Source organism: Nocardioides sp. NPDC004968, assembly GCF_040608935.1.
GTDB lineage: Bacteria > Actinomycetota > Actinomycetes > Propionibacteriales > Nocardioidaceae > Nocardioides.
The window spans coordinates 28,077-52,617 of sequence record NZ_JBEXJF010000034.1 but is presented as its reverse complement, the minus strand read 5'-3'; the positions used below and the strand labels follow the sequence as shown (position 1 = coordinate 52,617).

The following is a 24,541-nucleotide window of genomic DNA, read 5'->3' as shown; positions in this document are numbered from 1 at the left end:
GGCACGACGGTGCCAACTCGGCCGACCGGAGTGACGCCTCGGATGGGTCTGTCAGTCGATGTAGTTGGTGGTGACCCAGTAGGCGAGAGCGTACGCGGCGGCGGCGAGGATCACGACGACGATCACTCCCCAGGCGTGTGCGAAGACGTCGGTGAGGAAGAGCATCGAGAGTACGGCGACGAGCGCTGAGCCGAGGAAGCTGACCGTGAAGGGGGAGCGGGCGCCGGCCAGGCGAAGGAGGTAGCCGCCGACGATGATCGCGAGCGCGAAGACGGCGATGAGGATGATCGCTCCCTTGTCGCCGAGCGACGAGGTGCCTCGCGTCCACTGGCTCAGGGTGCCGCTGAACCAGACGGCCAGGGCCATGAACGCGCCGACGATGGCGCCGATCATGACCGCCGCGGACAGGCCCGACGGGGTGCCGAGGTTGATCCGCCGCTGGCTCGGGTCCTTGGGCGTCTTGGGTGCCTTGGGCGCTCTCGGCTCCTTCGCGGGCTTGGACGGCTTCTGTGCCTTCTGCTTCTTCGCAGGCGGCTCGGGCGCTACGACGGGTGGTGCCGTCTTCTCCAGCACCTGGGTTTTCTCCGCGGAGGCCGTTTCGACCGCAGCAGTCTTGACCGATGCCTTCTCGACCGGTGCAGTCTCGACCGGTGCCTTCTCGACACGAGCCTTCGGGGCCTGCGTCTTCTGGGGTTGAGTCTTCGAGGGCTGGGTCTTCTCGGGCTTGGCGTTCGCCGGCTTCGTGCCCCCACGCTTCTTCTTGAAACCGAACGACGGCGCGGCGAGCTTGTCGGCGGGGTCGTTGCTCATGAGGGGCAGTTTCGCATGTCGCGCGTCACATTTGAACTCAGGCGCGGGTGAGACGGATGACCGGGATCTCGCGGTCGGTCTTCTCCTCGTACGTCCCGAAGTTGGTGGCCGACTCGACGATCGCAGCCCACGCGCGGGCGCGCTCCTCGCCGTGCAGCTGCTCGGCGACCACCGGGATGGTCTCGCCGCCGAGCTCGATGGTGACCCGGTCCGGGTTGGCGGCAAGGTTGTAGTACCACGCCGGGTTCTTCGGCCCGCCGGCTGCCGAGGCGGCGATCAGCCAGGTGTCATCGTCGCCCGGGAACCAGGCGAGCGGCGTCGAGCGAGGCTCGCCGCTCTTCTTGCCGATCGTGGTGAGCACGAGCAGCCGCATCCCGGCCGTGGTGCCGTTGCTCTTGCGGGCCCGGCTCATCATCAGCTTGTTGCCCAGCTTCAGGAGGAGGTTGGCCGAGGGCTGCTTGGCGCCACGGGTGCCGTTGCGAGTGTCGAAGCTCATGGCGTCGACATTACTCGGCCAGAAAGAGGTTCAGGCTCGGAGATCTTGCGATCTCCGAGCCTGAACTCGATGTCGGGTTGACAGGATTTGAACCTGCGGCCCCCTCGTCCCGAACGAGGTGCGCTACCAAGCTGCGCTACAACCCGAATGCTGCACCGAACAAACGGTCCAACGAGGAATGAGCATAGCCCAGAGACTCCTCCGATCCGTAATCGGCCCCTACCGTCGAGACGCCCCGCGCGGGGTGAGCGTCAGGAGCGTCGCCTCGGGGCGGCAGGCGATGCGGATCCGGGTGTAGGGCGAGGTGCCGAGGCCGGCCGAGACGTGCAGCCACGCCTGCCGTCCGCCGTGGGTGTGAGTGTGCAGGCCGCGTACCCGGGCGGGGTCGAGATCGCAGTTGGTGGCCAGCGCTCGTCCGCCGGGCAGACAGATCTGACCGCCGTGGGTGTGGCCGGCCAGGATCGCGTCGTAGCCGTCGGCGGTGAACTGGTCCAGGACCCGTAGATACGGAGCATGCGCGACCCCGAGGCGTACGTCCGCGGACGGGTCCGCGGGGCCGGCGACCGAGGAGAGGTCGTCGAGGCGGAGGTGGGGGTCGTCGACGCCCGCGAAGGCGAACTCGATGCCCTTGACGGTCAGCGACGAGCGCGTGTTGGTGAGGTCCAGCCAGCCGGACTTGGTGAACGACGCGGACAGGTCACGCCAGGGGAGCTCGGGCACGTTCGTCTGCCGTTTACCGTTGTCCGGCAGCAGGTAGCCGATCGGGTTGCGCATCCGCGGTTCGTAGTAGTCGTTGGAGCCGTGCACGAAGACGCCCGGTACGTCGAGCAGCGAGCCGAGGGCATTGACGATCGACGGCACCGCCCGCTGGTGGGCCAGGTTGTCACCGGTGTCGACGACCAGGTCCGGCTTCAGCGACGCCAGCGACGCGATCCAGTCGAGCTTCTTGTGCTGCGACGGGACCACGTGCATGTCGGAGAGATGCAGCACCCGCAGCGGGTCCGCGCCCTCGGGGAGCACCGGCAGTCCGACGTGGCGCAGCGTGTACTGACGGGCCTCCCACAAGGCGTACGCCGTCATGGCCGCGCCGGTGGCGAGCCCGGTGCCGAGGGTTGCGCCGATTACTGAGGCGAGCCGCATGGCTCAACCCTGCCACAATGGTTCCATGAGCACTCTGAAGGACCAGCTGAGGACCGACCTGACCTCCGCGATGAAGGCCCGTGACAAGGAGCGCGCCGGGACGCTGCGCATGGTCATGGCCTCGATCACCGAGGCCGAGGTCGCCGGCAAGGAGGCCAAGGAGCTCACCGACGACGAGATCATCACGATCCTCACCCGCGAGGCCAAGAAGCGCCGCGAGGCGGCCACTGCCTTCGCCGACGGCGGTCGCGCCGAGCAGGCCGAGAAGGAGACCGCGGAGGCCGCGGTGATCACCGAGTACCTGCCCGCTCAGCTGAGCGCCGAGGAGATCTCCGACCTGGTCAGCAAGGCCATCGCCCAGACCGGTGCGGCCGACGAGGGGATGCGCGCCATGGGCAAGGTGATGGGCATCCTGACCCCGCAGACCAAGGGACGTGCGGATGGCGGCGCCGTGGCCGCGGAGGTGCGTAAGCAGCTCGCCTGACGACTGCCCGAGAACGACTGTGGCCCCACCGGATCGGTGGGGCCACGTGTCGTTGCTGGGTTGGGCGTCAGCCGGTCGGCCACTCCCAGCCGAAGTCGGGCTCGTCCTCGACCGTGGCGGGTCTCTCTTCATCGCCGCGGCCGGGCTTCTTCTCGGGCTGCTTCTTCTTGGGCTTGGGATCTGGCTTCGGCTCCGGGCCGAGCGAGGTGTAGATCGTGACCGGCGACCCCTCGGCTGCTTCGCCGGAGGGAGTGGTGAAGGCGACCAGGCCGGGGTCGTACTCCGAGTACGCCTCCGGGCCGACCTGGACCTGGAAGCCGGCGCCCCGCAGGACCTTCGTGGCCTTCTCGACGGTCATGCCGCCGACCCAGGGGACGTCGACCGTGTTCCCTGCGATCACGTTCGGGTCGGGCTCCTGGAAGTCCACGTACTTGAGGTACTTGTCGATCACCTGCATCGCGTCGCCCCACATCGGGCCGGCGAAACCCGACCCCGATGCGGTGGCGATGTAGTCGCCGCCGATGTATTGGCCTTGGAGACCGAGCGGCGTGCCCGCCGAGTTGGCCCCGGCGATCATCCCAGCGGTCGCGAGCCGCGGCGTGTAGCCCATCAGCCACACCGCCTTGTTGTCCTGCGTGGTGCCGGTCTTGCCGGCGCTCGGCACCGACAGGGCCAGGTTCTGACCGAAGCCACCGGGCTCCATCACGCCGCGGAGGATGTCGTTGACCGCGTCGGCGGTGCCCTTGGCCATCGCCTGCTCGCAGGTCGGCTCGTACTTCTTGATCACCTTGTCGTTGGCGTCGAGGATCTCGTTGACCGGCACCGAGTCGCAGTGCTTGCCACGGGCGCCGAACGTGGCGTACGCCTCGGCCATCTCGAGCGGGCTGACGTCCACGACGCCGAGGGTGAAGGTGGGCACGCGCTCCGCGCCGCCGCAGCGAGTCTCGCTCGGCTTGCAGATGTGACCGTCGTCGAAGCTGACTCCGAACGGGGCGGTGAGCTTGATGCCCATCTTCTGCGCCATCTTGTAGGGCGTGCACATCCCGGTGAGCTGGAAGAGCTGGGCGTAGAAGGTGTTCACGGACTCCCGGGTGCCGGTGTAGGCGTCCTTGCTGCCCGACGTGGTGGAGTTGTGGAAGGTGTGGGAACCGACGCGGTTGCCGTCGCCCGGGCAGCCGGCGAAGGTGGACTCGTTGAGGGTGAGCTCCTCCGGCGAGTTGATCTTCTGCTTGAGCGGGAAGCCCTGCTCGATGGCCGCGGCCAGAGTGAACGCCTTGAAGGTCGACCCGGCCTGGAAGCCGTTGGAGTCGCCGGACTTCTCCTTCGGGACCAGGTAGTTGAGGTAGGACTGACCCTTCTTCTTGTTGTCACCCATCGGACGGGACTGGGCGAGCGCCCGGACCCGACCGGTGCCGGGCTCGACCATCGCCAGGGCGCCGATGGCCTGGTCCGTGGCGTAGACGTGATCCTCGACGGACTCCTGAGCGGCGTCCTGGAAGCGCTGGTCGAGCGTGGTCTTGATGGTCAGACCGCCGGACTTGATCAGCGCGAGCCGGTCGGTCTCGGTCTCACCGAAGGCCGGGTCCTTGAGCAGCCACTTGAGGACGTAGTCACAGAAGAACTCCGCGGACGAGCCGAGGCAGCCGTTGCGCTGCTTCTGGACGTTCAGGCCGAGGCTGGCGTCCTTCAGCTTCTCCGCCTCGGGGCGGGAGACGACCTTGAGCGCGGCCATCCGGTCGACGACGACGTTGCGGCGGGCGATGGTGGCGTCGGGGTAGTTGGTCGGGTCGTAGCCGGTGGGGTTCTTCACCATCCCGGCCAGCATCGCCGACTGCTGCCAGTTGAGCTCGGAGGCGTTGACGTTGAAGTAGTGCTTGGCGGCCGCCTGGACGCCGTACGCGCCGTCGCCGAAGTAGGCCGCGTTGAGGTAGCGCTCGAGGATCCAGTCCTTGGAGTGCTTCTCCTCCAGAGCGATCGCGTAGCGCAGCTCGCGGATCTTGCGGGCGGTCGACTTCTCGATGGCCGCCTTGCGCTCGGCCTCGGTCTTCGCGGAGTAGACCAGCGTCGTCTTCACCAGCTGCTGGGTGATCGAGGAACCACCCTGCACCGAGTCGCTGGCCTGGTTGGTGATCAGCGCGCGCAGCGTGCCCTTGAGGTCCATCGCGCCGTGCTGGTAGAAGCGGTAGTCCTCGATCGCCAGGAGCGCCTTCGACATGTTGGGCGAGATCTGGTCAAGAGGGCGGTAGACGCGGTTCTGGTCGTAGAGCGTCGTGATCAGGTTGCCCTTGCGGTCGACGATCTTGGTTGTCTGGGACATGTCGTCGACCTCGAAGGCCTGCGGCAGCGAGTCCATCTTCTCGGCGGTCTCCTTGGCCGCGATCCCAGCCACTCCGGCGAAGGGAATGGCGAGACCCGCGGCGACGACTCCGAGGACGGCTGCCACGCCGCACATGACGGCGAGATGCTTGAGCACGGTCTGCGGGCGCAGCGACGGCGAGGACATGCTGGTCATCGTAGGTGATTGCGGTTAATAGCACATGATTCGCAATCGGAGCCGGACAGGGAGCCAGAAACGGGTCCTAGGACCCCATCTAGTCATTTCGAACTACGTACTTTGGGCCAGAAGGGTGTGTCACTCGACCGGGTCGAGTCCTTAACCTTTAGTCCGCACGGGCGCCACGTCATCAATATGGGGAGGGCGAAGCGCTCCGATGAAGGGATGGCACACCATGTGGGTTGATGAATGGTCGCTACAGGCCGCTTGTCGTGAGAACGAGCCCGACGAGCTCTTCGTACGTGGAGCCGAGCAGAACAAGGCCAAGATGGTCTGCTCCGGCTGCGTAGTCCGCACCGAATGCCTGGCCGAGGCGCTCGACAACCAGATCGAGTGGGGTGTCTGGGGCGGCATGACCGAGCGCGAGCGTCGGGCGCTGCTCCGCCGCAGCCCGAACGCCTCCTGGCGCGCTGTCCTCGAGGCCGCGCGCACCCGTGCCTCTGTGGAGTGACCCCTCGTCCCCTACTCGAGTGGGTCGCTGAAGATCTTGGTCTGAGCCAGGACGTACGTTTCGTACGTCCTGGCTCGACTCATTCCCGGGCCAGCAGCCGGCCGATCTCGCGGAGCCCGTCGAGATCGTGTACGTCACCGGGCAGCGCCGGCACGACGGCGGTCGGCACCTGGGGATGGGCGACGGCGAAGCGCTCGCGCAGCTGGCTCTGGCGCTCGACCAGGAGCGCGCGGTCGGTGTGGAGCCTCAGCAGCCCGGCGGTGAGCGGCGCGTCGGGAAGGCGCTCCGAGGCGGCCCCTGCCGCGGCTGCGGTGAGCGATGCGTCGTCAGGCAGGGTGGCCCGGTTGACGACCAGGCCCTGGAGCGGCATCCGGTCGCCGGAGAGGCGCTCGACGAAGTAGGCGGCCTCCCGGAGCGCGTCGGGCTCGGGGGCAGCGATGACGAGGAAGGCGGTCTCGTCGGCCTGGAGCAGTGCGTACGTCTCCTGGGCTCGTTGCCGGAACCCGCCGAAGACGGTGTCGAGCGCGGTCACGAAGGTCTGCAGGTCGGTGAGCATCTGCCCGCCGAGGACCTTCTTGAGCGCGTTGGTGACGATGTTGATCCCGGCCGACATCAGCCTGACCGGACCTTTGGCCGGGGCCAGCATCAGGCGCAGGAAGCGCCCGTCGAGGAAGCTGGAGAGGCGCTCAGGTGCGTCGAGGAAGTCGAGCGCGCTGCGGCTCGGGGGCGTGTCGACGACGATCAGGTCGTAGTCGCCGTTGCCGCCGTTGTGGGCGAAGGCGTCGCGGTAGATCTGGCCGAGCTTCTCCATCGCCATGTATTCCTGCGTGCCCGCGAAGCTCGAGCTCAGCGCGATGTAGAACTGGTTGTTGAGGATCTGCTGCGCCTTCTCGGGGCTGGCCTGCGACTCGACCACCTCGTCGAAGGTGCGCTTCATGTCGAGCATCATCGCGTCGAGCCGGCCAGGGCCGATCCCGGGAACAGGGCGAGGCGTGTTGTCGAGCCGCTCGATGCCCATCGACTGCGCGAGGCGTCGCGCCGGATCGATCGTCAGCACCACCACCTTGCGGCCGCGCTCGGCTGCTCTGAGTGCGAGCGCCGCCGACGTGGTCGTCTTGCCCACGCCGCCGCTGCCGCAGCAGACGATGATGTGGGTGTCGCGGTCGTCGAGTAGCCCGTCGACTTCGAGGGCTCGGGTGTGGTCGGCATGCGCGGCCAGCGGGCCGACGCGTGGGTGCGCGCTCATCGGGCTGTCCCTCTCGTCACTTCCGTCACGCCGCTCAGGTGATTCCTGCACTTCTCAGGTGTTGCAATGCCCGAGAAGTGCAGGGATACCCGGTTAACCGGGTATTCCATCCTCATGCCAGCCCCTGATCCTTGAGCTCGGCCGCGAGCTCGTACAGCCCACCCATGTCGATCCCGCCGGCGATCCGGTTGAGCTCGTAGGTGGGGACCCCGAGGCCGGCGACGAGGTCGCGCTGGGCGTCCTCGAGGGCTCGGCGCTCGGCGTACTCCTTGGCCTCGTCGGCGAGGGCGGAGATCAGGGCGGGGTCGGGTTCGACGCCGGCGCGCTTGAGGTCCTCGGCGATCAGCTCGTCGTCGAGGGTGCCGGCGCGGGCGGGGGCGAGGGACTCGTCGGGGAGGTCGCGGGGGCGTACCTGGTTGACGATGACGCCGCCGACAGGGAGCCCGGCGGCGCGCAGCTCGCTGATGCCGTCGGCGGTCTCCTGGACCGGCATCTCCTCGAGCAGCGTGACGAGGTGGACCGCGGTGCGCCGGGAGCGGAACAGGGTCATCATCGTGTCGGCCTGGTGCTTGATCGGGCCGACCTTGGCCAGGCCCGCGACCGACTCGGACACGTTGAGGAAGCTCGTGATCCGGCCGGTCGGGGGAGCGTCTAGCACGACTGCGTCGTAGGTCCGGGCGCCCTTGTTGCGACTGTTGCGCTGGACGGCCTCGAAGAGCTTGCCGGTGAGCAGGACGTCCCTGACCCCGGGCGCGATCGTGGTCGCGAACTCGATCACGCCGAAGCGGTCGAGGGCGCGGCCGGCCGGGCCGAGCTTGTAGTACATCTTGAGGTACTCGAGGAGGGCTTCCTCCGGGGCGATGTGCAGGGCGTAGACGTTGCCCGGTTCGGCGTCGGCACCGGATCGCGCCCGCAGCCGCAGACCGGTTGCGATGCGGGTCTCGGCGTAGGGCAGCGGGTCGACGTCGAACATCCGCGCCACGCCCTGGCGGCCCTCGACCTCGCACAGCAGGACGTTCTGCCCGTGGGAGGCCAGCCCGAGCGCCAGGGCTGCAGCCACTGTCGACTTGCCCGTGCCGCCCTTGCCGGTCACCACATGCAGCTGCACGTGGGGCCAGTCGGAACTCATGGGAACGACTTTAACGGGGTCGCGCCATCAGGGGGTGATGTTGAGGTTCTCGACGATCTTGGTGCCGATGGCAGTGTCGCCGCTGATCTCGACCTTGGCGGGGTCGCCGGAGGCGCGGCCGCCGGTGAGGAGGACGTACGTCTCCCGGTCCGTGGAGAGCGTGACGGTGGGCGCGGTGACCGGGTCGGCCACCGGGACTCCCTTGCCCTCCTTGGTGACGGTGAAGGCGTAGGGCGCGTGGCCCTCGACCTCGACGACCACGGAGGTGCCGGGGGCGCAGGCGGCCTTCTTGGCGAGCACGAACCCGACGCCTTCGAGGAGGTAGTCGGCGGTGTGGAGGGCGCCGGGGCTGTCGAGGTTGCCCGGGCGGCCGGTGGCGCGGCGGATGTCCTGCTCGTGCAGCCAGAGGTCGAGCGGCCGGTTGCGGAGCAGCTTGCCGGTCGTCCACCCGAGCGCACCGAAGATGCCGGACGCCGGCGCCGCGGGGTCCTCGGGCGGAGAAGCGAGCAGCTCGTCGTGACGTACGGCGGTGTAGCGGCGGATCTCGTCGATGATGCTCGACGGCGCGGCGTCGCGTCGGGTGATCACGCCGATCTCGGTGAACTGACCCATCGGCGACTTGATGTGGGTGGACTCGGGTACGGAGGCGTCCTCGCGGGGTGCGCCGGCGGTGAGGCCCTCGAGGTGAGCGACATGGGAGGCGATGGCGCGTACGTCCCAGCCGGGGAGGTCGGTCGGCTGGTCCCAGTCGGTCTCGGAGAGCTCCTCCAGGAGTGTGAGGAGGTCCTGGACGGAGGACCACCAGGTGTCGACGTACGTCTTCAGCTGCTCTGCGGAAGTCACGGACCTGACCATAGTGGGCCGGGACCTCAGTTGGAAGGTCAAACCATCTCGCCGGGAGACCCGTCCGCGGGTCCGCGAAGTAGGGTGCCGATATGACCAAGTGGGAGTACCAGGTAGCGCCGATCCTCAACCACGCTGCGGCGCAGATTCTCAACAACTTCGGTGCCGATGGGTGGGAGCTCGTCTCCATCCTCGACAACGGCACCGGCAACTACGTCGGCTTCTTCAAGCGGGCGGTCTCCGAGTGAGCGGCCCCGAGGACGTTCTCGCCGAGCTCGGGCTGAGCGTGCCGGACGTCGTGCCGCCGGTGGCGGCCTACATCCCGGCGGTGCGCTCGGGCAACCACGTGTTCACCTCGGGCCAGCTCCCGATGAAGGACGGCGCGCTGCTCTCCGTCGGCAAGGTCGGCGGGGACGTGTCGGCCGAGGACGGCTACGCGGCGGCGCAGCAGTGCGCGCTCAACGCCCTGGCCGCGGTCAAGGCCGAGATCGGTGACCTCTCGAAGGTCAAGCGGATCGTGAAGGTGCTGTGCTTCGTCGCCTCCACCCCCGACTTCACCGGTCAGCCGGGCGTCGCCAACGGTGCCTCGGAGCTGCTCGGGAAGGTCTTCGGCGAGGCCGGCCGGCACGCGCGTTCCGCCGTCGGTGTGCCCGTCCTGCCGCTCGACGCTCCCGTCGAGGTGGAGATCGTCGTCGAGATCTGAGCCTCGGTCTGAGGCTCGGATGGGGGTAGGGCGCTGGTGTGAGCGTCGCTACAGTGACGAACGTGCGTATCCCGATCCCTCCAGTCCGGCTTGGTGACGACATCGTGGCGTTGGCCGGGGAGTACGCCCAGGGCGTACGCACCCCGGTCGAGCCGCGCGACGCGGCGACGGTGCTGCTGCTGCGGCCGGGCTCCTACGGCTCCTCCTCCGGCCCCGAGGTCTACCTGCTCCGCCGGCAGCTGACGATGGGTTTCGCTGCCGGGATGGCTGTCTTTCCCGGCGGCGGCGTGGACGTACGCGATGCCGAGCTGCCCGACTCCTGCTGGGCCGGGCCGTCCGCCGGTGAGTGGGCTCGGCGGCTCGGGGTCGACGAGTCCCGCGCGCGAGCGCTGGTCGCCGCGGCGGTGCGGGAGACGTTCGAGGAGTCCGGGGTGCTGCTCGCGGGAGCCTCGGGCGATTCCGTTGTCGACGACGTCTCGGGCGACGACTGGGAGGCCGACCGTGCCGCCCTGGAGTCACGCTCATTGTCGTTGACCGAACTGCTGACCCGTCGCGGGCTGGTGCTGCGTACGGACCTGCTGGCGCCATGGGCGGCCTGGACGACGCCCGTCTTCGAGCCGAAGCGCTTCGCGACCTGGTTCTTCGTCGCGCGCCTCCCCGAGGGGCAGGTGACGCGCGACGTGTCCAGCGAGTCGTCCTCGGTGCTCTGGCTGAGCACCGCCGAGGCGGTCGCCCAGGTCGAGGCCGGCGAGCTGGCAATGATGCCGCCGACCTATCTCAACTGTCTCGAGGTCACCTCGTTCGGGTCCGAGGACGAGGTCCTCGCGGTCGCCGCCGAGCGTGTGCTGACGATGTTCACTCCCGCTGTGACCGAGGTCGACGGCGGCCACACCCTGTCGATGATGCCCCTGCACGCCTCCCTCGTCGCCGGAAGGAAGCACTCATGAACGAGTCCTGGTCTGGCGGGGCATTCGGCGAGCGCGGGCAGTGCATCCTCGCGCCCAACCCCGGGATCATGTCCCTCGACGGCACCAACACCTGGGTGCTGCGTGAGCCCGGCGCGCGCCGGTCGGTCGTGATCGATCCGGGGCCTCTCGACGACGGGCATCTCGATGCCGTCGCGGAGGCCGCCGGTGAGGTGGCGACGGTGCTGCTGACCCACCATCACTACGACCACTCCGAGGCGGCACGGGCCTTCGCGGAGCGGGTCGGGGCCGGCGTACGCGCTCTTGATCCTGAATACCGGCTCGGGACCGAGGGGCTCGGCGACGGTGACGTCATCGAGGTCGACGGTCTGGAGATCCGCGTCGTCGGGACTCCGGGGCACACCTCGGACTCGCTGTCCTTCTGGCTGCCCGCCGACGGGGCGGTGCTGACGGGTGACACCGTCCTCGGGCGTGGGACGACCGTGGTCGCCCACCCCGACGGCGAGCTGGGTGCCTATCTGGACTCGCTCGACCGCCTGCACGCCCTCGCCTCCGAACACGGTGTCGGCAGCGTCTGGCCCGGTCACGGCCCGGTCATCGGGAACGCCCTCGGCGCGCTGGACTACTACATCGCCCACCGCCGCGAACGTCTCGGCCAGGTCGAGGACGCTCTCTCCGGGCTCGGCAACAACCCTGCCGAGGCGGATCCGCGGGCGATCGTCGAGATCGTGTACGCCGACGTCGACCAGGTCCTGTGGGGTGCCGCCGAGCTCTCGGTGCGAGCCCAATTAGCTTACCTCGCTGAGCGCTGAGGCCTACTGTTCGGCTCATGGCGATCCTGTCCGGAGCCGAGCTCCTGCTTCCCGACCCACCCGCGTGGCGGGCCTGGCTGGAGGAGCACCATGCCGAGACGGCCGCGGTCTGGCTGGTGCTGACCAAGAAGGGCGGCACGCTGACCACGCTGACCTGGCAGACCGCGCTTGATGAGGCGCTCTGCTTCGGGTGGATCGACGGTCAGGCCCGGCGGCGCGACGAGCAGTCGTCGTTCCAGCGGTTCACCCCGCGTGGGCCGAAGAGCCGCTGGTCGCTGAGGAACGTCGAGCACATCGACCGTCTCGAGGCCGAGGGGCGGATGACCGCCGCCGGGCGGGCCGCTGTGGAGGCGGCGAAGGCGGACGGGCGGTGGGAGGCGGCGTACGCCGGTCCGGCCACTGCCCAGACCCCGCCAGATCTCCTCGCCGCGATCGCCGCGGTGCCCGAGGCGCAGGCGATGTACGACGTCCTCACCTCCCAGAACCGTTTCGCCCTCTATCACCGCATCACCGCCCTGAAGACCGAGGCCGCGCGGGCGCGCAAGATCGAGGAGTACGTCGCCATGCTCGCCCGTCACGAGACGATCCATCCACAGAAGCGCCGGCCTCAGTAGCCCCGTTCGTGTGGGCGGATGTCGCGGAGCTCTCGGTGCGCGCTCAGCGGGCCTTTCTCGCCGAACGGATCTGACGCCGGCGTACGACGAACGGGGCGAGGACAAGGGTGAACAGGGCCGCGATGATGAGACCGATCGTCGGCAGGCCCAGGCCGCTGGACGGTTCGGGCCAGGTCGGGTCGGGTCGGATAACGGTGGTCCTGACCTCACCGGGTTTGATCAGCCGGTAGGCGATCGTCGCGCCCTTGGCGATCGGCCGGTGCATCGCGACGAGGCTCGATGTGCCGTCGGGGGCCGCCGACCAGTACTGATCAAAGGAGGTGAGGTTGTCGTCGATCTCCTGCCAGAGGATCGGGTTCGCGCCGGCCCAGCCGACGAGCCGCGGGTATCCGCTCGCAGTGGTCTTCAGCCCGCGGGAGCTCCCGTCCGCCGGCAGCACCTCGGTTCCGAAGGGCTGCTTGATGACCTGCAGCTCTGTTCCTCTGAAAGCCAGGCCGACGTACTGTCCCTCGTCGATCGGGGTCAGCGGCTGGTTCTCGGGGGCCATCCCGGGGGCCTGCGTGATGACGTGGCTCTCGATGAGGCGGGCGATCGTGCCGTCGTCGGAGATGGCCCACTCGACCTCCCGGCTCAACCCGAGCTCCCTGTTCTGCTGATCAGCCTGGGCGGAGCTCTCGTCCGTGAAGAGGAACCCGTCGTCCCCGAGCCCGATGCCGCCGGCTCGGGAGGTCTCGGTCTCGAAGGTCGCGTCCCGCCAGCTCTGCATCTGCCAGCCCTGCCACAGCAGCCACTGTCCGTTGGTGGACCACTCGAGGTTGTGGACGTAGACGGCGGCGTCGTGTTGCGCGGAGATGTTCCAGGTGCGTACGTCTCCGGTGGTCAGGTCGGCGACCTTCACGCCGGCTGGACGCGGTGTGGCGTCACCGTCATCGTCACCGTCGGCGGGATCGGCCCACGCCCAGGCGAGATGGCTGCCGTCCGGCGAGAGCGCGAGGGCGCTGTGTGACGGCTGGCCACGCACCTCCTTGCCGATGAAACCGGCCAGGTCGAGCACGTGATAGCTGCCTGTAGCGGCATCGACCACGACCGGGACGCTGCCGTTCTCGTCGCTGCTGCTCCGGACGTACGCCACGGCCCCGACGCCGAGATCGAGGTCGTCCTCCATGACGTCGGCATGGGCGTACGAGCCGAGCCCGTCGAGCTCGGTCAGCCACTCCGGCGCGGTCTCGACCATCTCGGGGACGGCGAGGTCGCCGTTGCGCTCGGCCGGCTCGACATCGGACTGTCGGTCGGGGAGCCCGGTGAAGCCGATGATGATGAGAGCGACGGCCGCGGTGACGGAGGCCGCCACGATCGCGACCGAACGGCGATGGACGCGGCGACCGCGTGCGTAAAGGCCGTCAGGGACATGGAGAGATGGTGCCGTGTCGGCGATGCGGGAGAGCTCGTCGCGGAGCTTCTGGTCAGTCATTGATGAGCTCCTCGAGGTGCGGGGCGAGGGCGCGTAGCCGATCGAGCGCCTTGCGGCCGGTCGACTTCACGGTGCCGACGTGGAGCCCGAGCATGTCGGCGGTCTGGGCCTCGGTGAGGTCTTCGAAGTAGCGCAGCACCAGGATCGTGCGCTGTTTCAGCGTCAGTTGGGCAAGGGCCTGTTCCAAGCTGAGCCGGAGGTCTCGGTCGCCGGTCTCAGGCGCTGCGGTGGTGGCCTCGTGGGCATCCAGTGGGGTCTCCGCGAAACGACGGCGGCGCCACCAGGAGATGTTCTGGGTGTAGAGGATCCGCCGGACGTACGGCTCGGGGTGGCCTTCGATGCGGTGCCAGGCCTTGGCCGCGGACAGGAGTGCCTGCTGGAGGAGGTCCTCGGCGAGGTGGGCATCACCGGTCAGCAAGTACGCCGTGCGGGAGAGCGCTTGGGCGCGGGAGCGTACGAACTCGTCGAACTCCGCCTGACCCGGGTCTGATCCGAAAAGCATCTCGGCCTCCTTTCACCTGCTGTTACGCCAGGTGGAAGGAGGCCGGATGCCTGTTGGAAGGTAAAGAATCAGCGGGCGCGACGAGCCATGCGCTCGATGTCCATGATGACGACGCTGCGCGGCTCGAGGCGGAGCCAGCCGCGGCTGGCGAAGTCGGCCAGGGCCTTGTTGACCGTCTCGCGGGAGGCGCCGACGAGCTGGGCGAGCTCCTCCTGGGTGAGGTCGTGGTGGACGTGGACGCCGTCGTCGGCGGTGCGACCGAAGCGGTCGGCGAGGTCGAGCAGGGCCTTCGCGACACGGCCGGGGACGTCGGAGAAGACGAGGTCGGCGACGACGTCGTTGGCCTTGCGGAGGCGGCCGGCCAGCTGGGCGAGCAGGCCGCGGGCGACGACCGGGCGGCCCTCGAGCCACTTCAGGAGGTCCTCGTGCGACAGGCTGGCGAAGGCGGAGTCGGTGACCGCGGTGACGGTGGCCGAGCGGGGGCCGGGGTCGAAGAGCGAGAGCTCACCGAACATCTGGCCCGGGCCCATGATGGCGAGCAGGTTCTCGCGGCCGTCGGATGAGGTGCGGCCGAGCTTCACCTTGCCGTCGATCACGACGTACAGCTTGTCGCCGGAGTCGCCCTCGTGAAAGAGCACCTCTCCGCGGCGGAGCTTCGACTCTGCCATCGAGGCGTGCAGGGCCGTCATCGACTCGTCGTCGAGTGCGCTGAAGAGCGGTGCCTGACGGAGTACGTCGTTGTCCATTGCGGCCATTCCTCCTGGATTTTCCCCACATCCGCGGGTATTACACCGGGAATCCTATCTGTGGAACGTCTCACAAGTGCACATCACCCACCGATAAGGGCAGAAAGTGCATGTGTTGAGCGGTGTTTGTGGTAGCCGCCCTCTGGGCCGGATCGGGATTGTCGGTGCGGCCGCGTAGCCTTGCTGCGTGCCTGCCCAGAAGTTTGCGACTGAGACGCGCCTGGGTCTGGTGCGTCGTGCCCGTCGGATCGACCGCGTCCTCGGTGAGACCTATCCGGATGCCAAGGCCGAGCTCGACTTCACCAATCCGTTCGAATGCCTGGTCGTGACCGTGCTGAGCGCGCAGACCACGGACAAGCGGGTCAACCTGGCCTCACCGGCCCTCTTTGCGGCGTACCCGTCCGCGAAGGAGATGGCGGCGGCGCCCCGGGAGCACCTGGAGCAGCTCGTCGGGCCGCTCGGCTTCTTCCGCGCCAAGACCGAAGCGCTGCTGAAGCTGAGCGCCGTGCTGGTGGAGGAGTACGACGGCGAGGTGCCCGACCGTCTGGAGCAGCTGGTGAAGCTGCCCGGTGTCGGGCGCAAGACCGCCAACGTGGTGCTCGGCAACGCCTTCGGCAAGCCGGGGATCACCGTCGACACGCACTTCGGGCGGCTCTCGCGGCGCTTCGGTTGGACGACCGAGAAGGACCCGGTCAAGGTCGAGCACGAGGTCGGCGCGCTCTTCGAGAAGCGGGACTGGACGATGCTGTCCCACCATGTGATCTGGCACGGGCGGCGGATCTGTCACGCGCAGAAGCCCGCGTGCGGCGCCTGTCCGGTGTCGCAGATGTGCCCTGCGTACGGCGAAGGGCCGACCGACCCTGTCGCCGCGGCCAAGCTGGTCCGCACGGAGGGCCGCAACTGATGGTTCGTGCCCTGGGGAGACGAGCCCGGGTCGCGTCGGCAGCCGCCCTGCTGCTGGCCGTCCTGGCCGGTTGCGGCAACTCTTCGAGCGGGGGCGGGCAATCCGGCGCGCCACTCGCCGACGAGCCGTCCTCCTCCAAGGTCAACGTCGCCACCGCGGAGATGGTGGCGGCCAAGAAGGCGTCGAAGGTGGAGGCCTGCGAGGAAGGGCGTGCGAGCGACGGTGGGCTGCCGTCGATCGTGCTGCCTTGCCTCGGCGGTGGCGAGTCCGCCGACCTCGCCTCGTTCGAGGGACCAATGGTGATCAACCTCTTCCAGGGCTTCTGCGCGCCCTGCAAAGAGGAGATGCCCGCGCTGCAGAGCTTCTACGAGACCTACGGCGACGAGGTGCCGGTGGTCGGCATCGACGTCATGGACACCGTCCCGGGAGTCGCGCTCGAGGAGGCGATCTCGCGAGGGGTGACCTTCCCGATGTACGCCGATCCGGGCGGTGAGCTGCAGGGCGGGCCGCTCACAGCGCGCGCGGTGCCGGCGACGTACGTCCTGTCCTCCTCCGGCGAGGTCGAGCTGCTGCAGATGGGTGGCATGACCAGTGCGGCCCAGGTGAAGGAGCTCGTCGAGAAGAAGTTGGGGATCGAGCTGTGAGGGAGCGCCAGGCGGCCAACGGGACGCGGCCGGAGTGGTTCGACGAGATCGTCGAGGCGGCGCAGCAGATCCAGGGCGAGGACATCTCACAGTTCCTGCCGCCGGCCGACGGCAGCGCCCGCGAGTCAGCCGTGCTGATGCTCTTCGGCGAAGGGCCCTCGGGTCCCGATCTGCTGCTGACCGAGCGTTCGCACACGATGCGGTCGCATCCGGGCCAGGTCTCGTTCCCCGGCGGCCGGCTCGATCCGGGGGAGACCGCCGAGGAGGCAGCGCTGCGGGAGGCCTGGGAGGAGACCGGGCTCGACCCGACCGGTGTCGACGTGGTCGGCCGCCTTCCGGCGCTGTGGATCCCGTTCTCCAACCACGCGGTGGTGCCGATCATCGGGTGGTGGCGGGAGCCGTCTCCGGTCACCACGCGCTCGGTCGAAGAGGTGCACGCCGTCTACCGGGTGCCGTTGTCGGATCTCATCGACCCGGCTCACCGGATCCAGGTCGGCGCACCGGGCCGTAGCGGATGGCTGATGCCCGCGTTCTTGATCGGACCGGAGAAGGATGTCATCCTCTGGGGCTTCACAGGTGGAATCATCAGCCGTTTCTTCACCTATCTCGGGTGGATCACGGAGATTCCGGACGCCCCGATCAAGGAGTTGCCCGAATACATGTTCCAGGGACGCGAACGGAATCAGCCGTGAACTTTCTTGACTGGATCCTGATCATCCTCGTCGCGGCCTACGCGCTCTCGGGATATTGGCAGGGCTTCATCACCGGCGCCTTCGCGACCGGCGGACTGCTGCTCGGTGGCTTCATCGGCATCTGGCTGGCACCGAAGGTGCTCGGCAGCGCGGCTCCGTCGTTGTGGGTCTCGCTCGGCGCTCTGTTCGTCGTGATCGCGTGTGCGTCCATCGGGCAGGCGGTGCTGCAATACGGCGGCGTACGCGTGCGGGACGAGATCACCTGGCAGCCTGCCCGGATCGTCGATGCGCTCGGCGGATCGCTGCTCAGCGCGGCGGCCGTGCTGGTCGTCGCCTGGGCTCTCGGGGTCGCGGTCTCGGGGGCACAGATCAACGGGCTCACGCCCGCGGTGCGTGGGTCGGCGATCCTGGCCAAGGTCGACTCCATCATGCCGTCGCCTGCCGACCGTGCACTGAGCGCGTTCAACGACGTCGTCGGCACCTCGTTCTTCCCGCGCTACCTGGAGCCGTTCGCCAGTGAGCGGATCGTCGAGGTCGGACCCGGTCCGCGGCGGATGCTCACCGACCCCGATGTCGTACGCGCCGGCGAGTCGGTCCTCAAGATCCGCGGCGCCAACGAGTGCGGCAAGGGTGTCGAGGGCACCGGATTCGTCATCGGCCGCGGCTACCTGATGACCAACGCCCACGTCGTCGCCGGCGTCGACGACCCTAACGTCATCGTCGGTGACGGCGCCAACGACGCCAAGGTCGTCCACTACGACCCGGAGATCGACATCGCCGTTCTGAAGTTCGAGGGTGGCGGCAACCTCAAGCGCCTCGACTTCGACAGCTCTGCTGCCGCTGAGGACCCGATCGCTGTCCTGGGCTATCCGCAGGACGGCCCCTTCGACGTACAGCCCGGTCGTATCCGTGCCGAGCAGCGACTCCGATCGCCCGACATCTACGGCGTCGGCACCGTCATCCGAGACGTCTACTCCGTACGCAGCCTCATCCGCCCCGGCAACTCCGGAGGCCCCATCGTCGACTCCGAGGGTGACGTCGTCGGCGTCGTCTTCGCCGCCTCGGTCACCGACTCCGAGACCGGCTACGCCCTCACCACCGACCAGGTCATCGAGATCGCCCGCGAGGCTCGCTCCCAGACCGCTGCCGTCGACACCGGAGCCTGCGCCGGCTGACCCCTGCCGAGGCGTCGGGTACGTCGGCCGAGACGTCACTCCCGTCGGCCGAAGCGTCAGCCGCGTCGGCCGAGTTGGCAACGCGATGCCAACTCGGCCGACGGGACTGACGCCTCGGCTCGCGCGCGTGACGCTTCGGCCGACGGGGGCGACGCTTCGATCAGAAGCGGCGGGTGGAGTAGGTCGGGGTCAGGGCGGCCTTGATCTCGCGGAGCCAGGCATCGAGACGGTCGCCGGTGAAGTCGCCCTTTCGTACGATCACGATCGTCCAGCCGTGATCGATCAGCCAGCCTCGGCGCTCTTCGTCGTAGATTCGCTGGTCGGGGTCGTCGTGGTCCTCGCCGTCGTACTCGATCGCGACTTTGGCGAGCCGATAGGCGAAGTCGAGGCGGTAGGTCGGGATTCCTTCGACGTCGACCCAGACCTGTGCCTCGGGAAGAGGAAGTCCGGCGTCGCTGATCGCGAGCAAGGTCCACGATTCGCGCTGGGACTCGAGGCGACGATTCAGGAGTGGAACGAGCTCGCGGAGCTGGACGACACCGCGCCGGCCGCGAAAGCGGGGCAGCTGCTCATCGAGAGAGCTCCGGGTGATCCCATGGTGCCGGGCGAACTCGTTGAGCGCGGCCATCGCCTCCCGCCGGTTCAGGTTGCAGCCGAGGTCGAGCGCGGTGCGTAGCGGTGTCGTCACCCGTACGCCTCCGATGACCTCGATGTCTTCGGGCAGGAGGTCGCGCGAGCGGCCGTCGGTGCCAGGGCGCCGTGTGCGGGTGTGACCGCGGACGGCACATGTCTCCACGGCAGGGACCTGTGCCATCTCGGTCTGGGTGAAGGTGTTGATGCCGTGCACCCAGGCGGCTGTTCGGTCACTGATCACCTGGTGCTCGGACACCACCTGCACCAGGGCCTCGGCGCGCTTCACCGGGTCGTCCTCCGCCTGTGCGGCGAGATAGACGCCCCGGAACGGGCGGCGTACGTCCCCATGGCTGATCGCCTGGGCGAGTGCGTATCGGTTGGTCGCGACCGACTCGATGTCGGACGTGGTGAAGGGACGCTCTGGCAGGTGGCTGTCGGTCTTGACGAGTGAGAGATTCATGGCCGCAGCGTGCGACAGGATGCGTACGAAGTCATCCGTCTTTTCAGAGGCTGTGGATAACTTCGGACTCAGCGCGCCCTGTGGACAGAAACTGGCCCGTCACCGTGACGCTTCGGCCGACCGGAGTGACGTCTCGGCCGACGGGGCTGACGCCTCGGCCCCCGCCTCGGCGGTGGGTCAGTACTGGCCCTTGAGAGCCCGGGGGATCTCCTTGCCCTGGGCGATGGCCTTCTCGGGGGCCTTGACCTTCTTCACCTTGAGTACGCCGACGAAGCCGAGCAGGGCGGCGAGGAGGACGTAGAAGCCGAAGACGATGAGGAAGGACCAGTGCAGGCCGAGGCCGGCCCAGTGGATGAAGTAGGCCGCCGAGAAGGAGAGCATGATCACGGCGAGGACCAGCAGGAACGCGGTGGTGGCGAAGAGACCGACGCCGACGCCGGCGTTGGTCATCGAGACCTTGAGCTCCTGTTTGGCGAGCGTGATCTCCTTGTTGACGAGCTCGGAGATGTCGCGGGTGGCGTCGACGACGAGCTTTCCGATCGTCGGGTCCTCGTCGCCCGGGGACTTCACGATGTCGACTGCCATGGGAACCCTTCGCTGAACGTGTGTTGGGGAGCGCCCACGACCTTACCGGTCCCGACCCTGATCATCCTCGAACACGTCCGGCACGCCGTCCTTGTTGGCGTCGAGAGTCTCGACCTGCTCGATGCGGCGGTAGACCCGGTTGCGGGCACGCAGCACCACCGTCGCCAAGGCGGCGGCCAGGACGGACCCGAAGAGCACGCCCACCTTCATGTGGTCATGGGCGCCGGGATCGGAGTGGAAAGCCAGCTCGCCGATCAGCAGCGACACGGTGAACCCGATGCCCGCCAGCATCGCCATCCCGATCACGTCCCACCAGGCGAGGTCGTCGTCGAGCGAGGCCTTGGTGAACCGGGCCAGCAGCCACGTCGAGCCGGAGATACCGATGGTCTTGCCGACGACCAGGCCGAGGATGATGCCGAGCGTGATCGGGTCGCGCATCGCGCTGGTCACCCCGACCCACCCGCCGAGAGACACGCCGGCGGCGAAGAAGGCGAAGATCGGCACCGCGACACCGGCGGAGATCGGTCGGACCAGGTGCTCGAAGTGCTCCGCGAGCCCGCGCTTGGCCTCGGGATTGCGGGCGATCACGGGCACGGTGAACCCGAGCAGCACCCCGGCGACGGTGGCGTGGACGCCGCTGGAGTGGACGAGGGCCCAGGCGATCAGGGCGAGCGGGAGGAGCAGCCAGGGGCTGCGTACGCGACGCTGCACGAGCACCGCGAAGAGCCCGATCGGGATGAGTGCCAGCAGCAGGTAGCCGATGTGCAGCTCCGAGGTGAAGAAGACCGCGATGATGGTGATGCCGAGGAGGTCGTCGACGACGGCGAGGGTCAGCAGGAACGTACGCAGCCCCGCAGGCAGATGCGTCGAGATGACCGCCAGGATGGCGACCGCGAAGGCGATGTCGGTGGCCACCGGTGTCGCCCAGCCGGCCAGCGAGCCGTCGCCGATCAGGTTGACGGCGACGTAGACCAGCGCCGGTACGACCATGCCGCCGACCGCGGCCGCGATCGGCAGCGCGGCCCGCCGGGGGTCGCGGAGGTCGCCGGAGACGAACTCCCGCTTGAGCTCCAGACCGGCGACGAAGAAGAAGATCGCGAGCAGGCCGTCGGCCGCCCAGGCCCCGATGGTCAGATCGAGATGAAGAGCCTCCGGCCCGACCCGGAAGTCGCGGACCGCCTCGTACGCCTCCTGCCAGGGGCTGTTGGCCAGGATGACCGCGATGATCGCGGCGATGATGAGGAGTACGCCGCCGGTCGTCTCGGCTCGCAGGATCTCGGCCGTCCGCGAGGTCTCCAGCCAGGAGCCGCGGGTGAAGAGGCGGTTGCGGGTGTCGGTCACGGATGGGCCTCCAGGGGCTCAGGGGTCGACGATGTCACGCCGACCAGACTTCCCGGCACACCTGATCTCGACCCTAGCAAGCACCGTTGTCAGGGACAGGAGGGTGCTCAACTTGGGGCCACTTTCGACCGAAGGGCGAGCGCAAACCGAGTCAAACACAAGCAAATTTATAAAACAGAGAGTGAGTTGCTGCACAAATGCCCCGACAGGCACCGGATTCCATTGCATAGTGGATGAGCCCTCACCGAATGGTGGGGCCGCTCCGGTCGCGCCGAGGCCCGTCACAACCGGAGGAGAGTCGATCCGACCACGGTGGCGGGCACGGGGGAGCCAAGCAGTACGCCGGGAGCCAGAGACAAGGCGGACCGGCTAGGGGTGAAGGCGCAGACGAGACCAGCGCCCGGGCAACAGCAGCCCGAATCCGACAGGTGAACCTTCGCAGGCGTCGCTGCAACAGGGGAACCTCGAATGACCGGTTCGTGTGTCCGTGCGCTTTCGTGCGCCTACAGAACGATGACCGTCGGCCTTGCGACCGCCCTTGTGGTCGGCCTCGCGCTCGCCGCCGCTCCCAACCAGTCCGCCACGGCAGCTTCCCCGCCGGGCGCAAGTGCCCAGACCAGCGCCAACACCAGCGCTCAGGCGAGCACCCACACCACCAAGAAAAAGAAGAAGAAGTCGCGCGGGCTGCGAGCGTTGCGTCGCGTCAAGAGCCAGGCCGGCGACCCCTACTCCTACGGCGCCAACGGCCCCCACGCCTACGACTGCTCGGGCTTGACCCAGTGGGTCTACAAGAAGCTCGGCCGCAAGCTGCCGCACAGCTCGTCGGCCCAGGTCGGCCACACCTTCAAGGTCAAGAAGCCACGCAAGGGCGACCTGGTCTTCTTCTACGGCAGCGGCGGCGTCTATCACGTCGGCATCTACGCCGGGAAGCGCGACGGTCGCCGCTGGGTCTGGCATGCGCCCGGGTCGGGTGAGGCCGTCACGAAGGACCCGATCTGGACCGACAGCCACTTCATCCGCCGGGTGAAGTACAAGAAGCACTAGAACGTACGCAGCGGCCCGGCCGCCCCGCGAAGGGTGACCGGGCCGCTGTGGGACCCGCCCGTGATCACTCGTCCGTGGCGGTCGTCTTCCCGGCGGCGATCAGATCCATGATCGTCTGATCGGCAAGCGTCGTCGTATCGCCGACGCCGCGACCCTCGGCGAGGTCTCGGAGGAGTCGCCGCATGATCTTCCCCGAGCGCGTCTTGGGCAGCTCGGGCACGATCATGATCTGCCGCGGCTTGGCGATCGGGCCGATCTCCTTGCGGACGTGGTCGGAGAGCTCCTTGTGGCAGTCCTCCGGCGACCCGTCGCGCAGGATGACGTACGCCACCACGGCCTGCCCCGTGTCGGGGTCGGTCGCACCGACGACCGCCGCCTCGGCGACGTAGGGGTGCGAGACCAGCGCCGACTCGATCTCGGTCGTGGAGAGGCGGTGTCCGGACACGTTCATCACGTCGTCGACGCGGCCCAGGACCCAGACGTCCCCGTCCTCGTCCTTCTTCGCGCCGTCGCCGGCGAAGTAGAACCCTTGATCCTTGAACCGCGCCCAGTAGGTGTCGATGTAGCGCTGGTCGTCGCCCCAGATCGTACGCAGCATCGACGGCCACGGCTGGGTCAGCACGAGGTAGCCCCCGGCACCGTTCGGGACGGAGACGCCGTTGTCGTCGACCACGTCGGCGCCCACGCCCGGCAGGGCCTTCATCGCCGAACCCGGCTTGCCGTGGGTGACCCCGGGGAGCGGCGAGATCATGATCGCGCCGGTCTCGGTCTGCCACCAGGTGTCCACCACCGGCACCGCGGAGCCACCGATGACGTCGCGGTACCAGATGTAGGCCTCGGGGTTGATCGGCTCACCAACGGAGCCGAGCAGGCGGACCGAGGAGAGGTCGCGGCCGTCCGGGATGGCGCGCCCCTGCTTCATGAACGTCCGGATCGCGGTCGGCGCGGTGTAGAAGATCGTGACGCCGTACTCCTCGATGATCTGCCACCAGCGACCCTTTTCGGGGAAGTCCGGGGTGCCTTCGTAGAGCACCTGGGTGGCGCCGTTGGCCAGCGGTCCGTAGACGATGTAGGAGTGGCCGGTGATCCAGCCGATGTCGGCGGTGCACCAGTAGACGTCGGTCTCGGGCTTGAGGTCGAAGACCTCCCAGTGCGTGAACGCCGCCTGGGTGAGGTAGCCGCCGGTGGTGTGCAGGATGCCCTTCGGCTTCCCCGTGGTGCCCGAGGTGTACATGACGAAGAGCGGGTGCTCGGCGTCGTGCGCCACCGGAGTGTGCTCGGTCGACGCCGACGACACGACATCCGACCACCACTTGTCGACCGAGTCGTTCCAGTCGACGTCCTGGCCGGTGCGCTTGACGACGAGTACGTTCTCGACCAGGCCGGGCTGGGTCGCCTCGACCTTCGTGACCGCCTCGTCCACGGCGGGCTTGAGCGCCGAGGGTGCGCCACGGCGGTAGCCGCCGTCCGAGGTGACGATCAGCTTCGCGCCGCAGTCGACGACGCGGGTCGCGAGAGCGTCGGCGGAGAAGCCACCGAAGATGACGGTGTGGATCGCACCGATCCGCGCGCAGGCCAGCATCGCGATGACGGCCTCGGGGATCATCGGCATGTAGATCGCCACCCGGTCGCCCTTGCCGACGCCGAGCGCCTCGAAGGCGTTCGCGGCCCGGGAGACCTCGTCCTTGAGCTCGGCATAGGTGATGGTGCGTTTGTCGTCGGCAGGCTCGCCGACCCAGTGGATCGCGACCCGGTCGCCGAGCCCGGCCTCGACGTGACGGTCGACGGCGTTGTAGGCGACGTTGATCTCGCCACCCTCGTACCACTTCGCGAACGGCGGGTTGTCCCAGTTCAGGACGCGGTCGAACGGCTTGGACCAGGTGAGCCGCTCCGCGGCGGCCGCCCAGAACGCGTCGCGGTCCGCGGCAGCGGCGTCGTACGCATCAGCCTTGACGTTGGCAGCGGCGGCAAGCTCGGCCGGGGGCTCGAACCGGCGCTTCTCGTGCAGCAGGTTGGACAGGGTCTCGTCGCTCACAGTGACTCCTACGTACGAAAAATGTGTGGCTCAAGCCACAGGGTAGTGCGGGGGAAAGAATGATGGCGGGCCGTCGTACAACACCTGTGTACGACGGCCCG

The 24,541-nt window shown here is 68.4% G+C and carries 26 protein-coding genes and 1 tRNA gene; 12 read left to right on the top strand and 15 right to left on the bottom strand.

The window, feature by feature from the left end:
- Positions 1-51 precede the first annotated feature (51 nt).
- The 4 genes from ABZU72_RS23260 to ABZU72_RS23245 form a co-directional block, all read right to left on the bottom strand.
- Positions 52-810, bottom strand: coding sequence for a hypothetical protein (locus ABZU72_RS23260; RefSeq protein WP_355021160.1), 759 nt, complete (start codon positions 808-810; stop codon positions 52-54).
- A 37-nt stretch (positions 811-847) separates the two neighbouring features.
- Positions 848-1,306, bottom strand: coding sequence for a nitroreductase/quinone reductase family protein (locus tag ABZU72_RS23255; RefSeq protein WP_355021159.1), 459 nt, complete (start codon positions 1,304-1,306; stop codon positions 848-850).
- Between the two features lie 72 nt (positions 1,307-1,378).
- Positions 1,379-1,452, bottom strand: a tRNA-Pro gene (locus ABZU72_RS23250).
- A gap of 73 nt (positions 1,453-1,525) precedes the next feature.
- Positions 1,526-2,446: a metallophosphoesterase gene (locus ABZU72_RS23245; protein WP_355021158.1), complete on the bottom strand. Its 921-nt coding sequence runs from the start codon at positions 2,444-2,446 to the stop codon at positions 1,526-1,528.
- Positions 2,447-2,471: 25 nt separating this feature from the next.
- Between ABZU72_RS23245 and ABZU72_RS23240 the strand changes: the two genes are divergently transcribed.
- Complete coding sequence (locus ABZU72_RS23240; RefSeq protein WP_355021157.1) at positions 2,472-2,930, top strand: GatB/YqeY domain-containing protein; 459 nt, start codon at positions 2,472-2,474, stop codon at positions 2,928-2,930.
- Positions 2,931-2,997: 67 nt separating this feature from the next.
- Here the strand turns inward: ABZU72_RS23240 and ABZU72_RS23235 are convergent, their stop codons facing one another.
- Entirely contained in the window at positions 2,998-5,433 is a 2,436-nt protein-coding gene (locus tag ABZU72_RS23235; RefSeq protein WP_355021156.1) for a penicillin-binding protein, read from the bottom strand.
- A gap of 226 nt (positions 5,434-5,659) precedes the next feature.
- Between ABZU72_RS23235 and ABZU72_RS23230 the strand changes: the two genes are divergently transcribed.
- Positions 5,660-5,935, top strand: coding sequence for a WhiB family transcriptional regulator (locus ABZU72_RS23230; RefSeq protein WP_045548985.1), 276 nt, complete (start codon positions 5,660-5,662; stop codon positions 5,933-5,935).
- A gap of 79 nt (positions 5,936-6,014) precedes the next feature.
- Here ABZU72_RS23230 and ABZU72_RS23225 read toward each other — a convergent pair whose 3' ends face one another.
- The 3 genes from ABZU72_RS23225 to ABZU72_RS23215 form a co-directional block, all read right to left on the bottom strand.
- Positions 6,015-7,181, bottom strand: a complete 1,167-nt coding sequence (locus ABZU72_RS23225) for an ArsA family ATPase (RefSeq protein WP_355021155.1) — start codon at positions 7,179-7,181, stop codon at positions 6,015-6,017.
- Between the two features lie 112 nt (positions 7,182-7,293).
- Entirely contained in the window at positions 7,294-8,310 is a 1,017-nt protein-coding gene (locus tag ABZU72_RS23220; protein WP_355021154.1) for an ArsA-related P-loop ATPase, read from the bottom strand.
- A gap of 27 nt (positions 8,311-8,337) precedes the next feature.
- A complete protein-coding gene (locus tag ABZU72_RS23215; protein WP_355021153.1) occupies positions 8,338-9,153 on the bottom strand; it encodes a maleylpyruvate isomerase family mycothiol-dependent enzyme in 816 nt (271 codons plus the stop codon).
- A 92-nt stretch (positions 9,154-9,245) separates the two neighbouring features.
- Here ABZU72_RS23215 and ABZU72_RS23210 point away from each other — a divergent pair, with 92 nt between their 5' ends.
- From ABZU72_RS23210 to ABZU72_RS23190, 5 genes are all read left to right on the top strand, one after another.
- Complete coding sequence (locus ABZU72_RS23210) at positions 9,246-9,401, top strand: DUF4177 domain-containing protein (RefSeq protein WP_141791386.1); 156 nt, start codon at positions 9,246-9,248, stop codon at positions 9,399-9,401.
- Positions 9,398-9,856 carry a RidA family protein gene (locus ABZU72_RS23205; RefSeq protein ID WP_355021152.1) on the top strand — a complete coding sequence of 153 codons (459 nt, stop codon included), beginning with the start codon at positions 9,398-9,400 and terminating at the stop codon, positions 9,854-9,856. Before ABZU72_RS23210 ends, ABZU72_RS23205 begins: the two co-directional genes overlap by 4 nt.
- A 62-nt stretch (positions 9,857-9,918) precedes the next feature.
- Positions 9,919-10,803: an NUDIX hydrolase gene (locus tag ABZU72_RS23200; protein WP_355021151.1), complete on the top strand. Its 885-nt coding sequence runs from the start codon at positions 9,919-9,921 to the stop codon at positions 10,801-10,803.
- Entirely contained in the window at positions 10,800-11,594 is a 795-nt protein-coding gene (locus ABZU72_RS23195) for an MBL fold metallo-hydrolase (RefSeq protein ID WP_355021150.1), read from the top strand. Before ABZU72_RS23200 ends, ABZU72_RS23195 begins: the two co-directional genes overlap by 4 nt.
- Positions 11,595-11,611: 17 nt before the next feature.
- Complete coding sequence (locus ABZU72_RS23190; RefSeq protein WP_355021149.1) at positions 11,612-12,208, top strand: YdeI/OmpD-associated family protein; 597 nt, start codon at positions 11,612-11,614, stop codon at positions 12,206-12,208.
- A gap of 43 nt (positions 12,209-12,251) precedes the next feature.
- Here the strand turns inward: ABZU72_RS23190 and ABZU72_RS23185 are convergent, their stop codons facing one another.
- The 3 genes from ABZU72_RS23185 to ABZU72_RS23175 form a co-directional block, all read right to left on the bottom strand.
- Positions 12,252-13,679, bottom strand: a complete 1,428-nt coding sequence (locus ABZU72_RS23185) for a hypothetical protein (protein ID WP_355021148.1) — start codon at positions 13,677-13,679, stop codon at positions 12,252-12,254.
- Positions 13,672-14,181 (bottom strand): SigE family RNA polymerase sigma factor, encoded by a 510-nt coding sequence (locus tag ABZU72_RS23180; protein ID WP_355021147.1) that lies wholly within the window; start codon positions 14,179-14,181, stop codon positions 13,672-13,674. Before ABZU72_RS23180 ends, ABZU72_RS23185 begins: the two co-directional genes overlap by 8 nt.
- Positions 14,182-14,249: 68 nt before the next feature.
- Positions 14,250-14,927, bottom strand: a complete 678-nt coding sequence (locus ABZU72_RS23175; RefSeq protein WP_008356269.1) for a Crp/Fnr family transcriptional regulator — start codon at positions 14,925-14,927, stop codon at positions 14,250-14,252.
- Between the two features lie 187 nt (positions 14,928-15,114).
- Here ABZU72_RS23175 and nth point away from each other — a divergent pair, with 187 nt between their 5' ends.
- Genes nth through ABZU72_RS23155 form a run of 4 tightly spaced genes read left to right on the top strand, consistent with a single transcriptional unit; the run spans position 15,115 to position 18,342 of the window.
- The gene (gene nth / locus ABZU72_RS23170) at positions 15,115-15,831 is read left to right on the top strand and encodes an endonuclease III (protein WP_355021146.1); all 717 of its coding nucleotides are present in this window, start codon (positions 15,115-15,117) and stop codon (positions 15,829-15,831) included.
- Positions 15,831-16,475 (top strand): TlpA disulfide reductase family protein, encoded by a 645-nt coding sequence (locus ABZU72_RS23165; RefSeq protein WP_355021145.1) that lies wholly within the window; start codon positions 15,831-15,833, stop codon positions 16,473-16,475. Before nth ends, ABZU72_RS23165 begins: the two co-directional genes overlap by 1 nt.
- The gene (locus tag ABZU72_RS23160) at positions 16,472-17,167 is read left to right on the top strand and encodes a CoA pyrophosphatase (protein WP_355021144.1); all 696 of its coding nucleotides are present in this window, start codon (positions 16,472-16,474) and stop codon (positions 17,165-17,167) included. Before ABZU72_RS23165 ends, ABZU72_RS23160 begins: the two co-directional genes overlap by 4 nt.
- Positions 17,164-18,342 (top strand): MarP family serine protease, encoded by a 1,179-nt coding sequence (locus tag ABZU72_RS23155; RefSeq protein WP_355021143.1) that lies wholly within the window; start codon positions 17,164-17,166, stop codon positions 18,340-18,342. Before ABZU72_RS23160 ends, ABZU72_RS23155 begins: the two co-directional genes overlap by 4 nt.
- A 160-nt stretch (positions 18,343-18,502) precedes the next feature.
- Here the strand turns inward: ABZU72_RS23155 and ABZU72_RS23150 are convergent, their stop codons facing one another.
- The 3 genes from ABZU72_RS23150 to nhaA form a co-directional block, all read right to left on the bottom strand.
- Positions 18,503-19,435 (bottom strand): DUF559 domain-containing protein, encoded by a 933-nt coding sequence (locus ABZU72_RS23150; RefSeq protein WP_355021142.1) that lies wholly within the window; start codon positions 19,433-19,435, stop codon positions 18,503-18,505.
- Between the two features lie 177 nt (positions 19,436-19,612).
- Positions 19,613-20,020 carry a phage holin family protein gene (locus ABZU72_RS23145; RefSeq protein ID WP_355021141.1) on the bottom strand — a complete coding sequence of 136 codons (408 nt, stop codon included), beginning with the start codon at positions 20,018-20,020 and terminating at the stop codon, positions 19,613-19,615.
- 42 nt (positions 20,021-20,062) lie between these two features.
- The gene (nhaA, locus tag ABZU72_RS23140; RefSeq protein ID WP_355021140.1) at positions 20,063-21,361 is read right to left on the bottom strand and encodes a Na+/H+ antiporter NhaA; all 1,299 of its coding nucleotides are present in this window, start codon (positions 21,359-21,361) and stop codon (positions 20,063-20,065) included.
- 513 nt (positions 21,362-21,874) lie between these two features.
- Here nhaA and ABZU72_RS23135 point away from each other — a divergent pair.
- Complete coding sequence (locus ABZU72_RS23135) at positions 21,875-22,405, top strand: C40 family peptidase (RefSeq protein ID WP_355021139.1); 531 nt, start codon at positions 21,875-21,877, stop codon at positions 22,403-22,405.
- 64 nt (positions 22,406-22,469) lie between these two features.
- Here ABZU72_RS23135 and acs read toward each other — a convergent pair whose 3' ends face one another.
- The gene (acs, locus tag ABZU72_RS23130; RefSeq protein WP_355021138.1) at positions 22,470-24,440 is read right to left on the bottom strand and encodes an acetate--CoA ligase; all 1,971 of its coding nucleotides are present in this window, start codon (positions 24,438-24,440) and stop codon (positions 22,470-22,472) included.
- Positions 24,441-24,541: the final 101 nt, after the last annotated feature.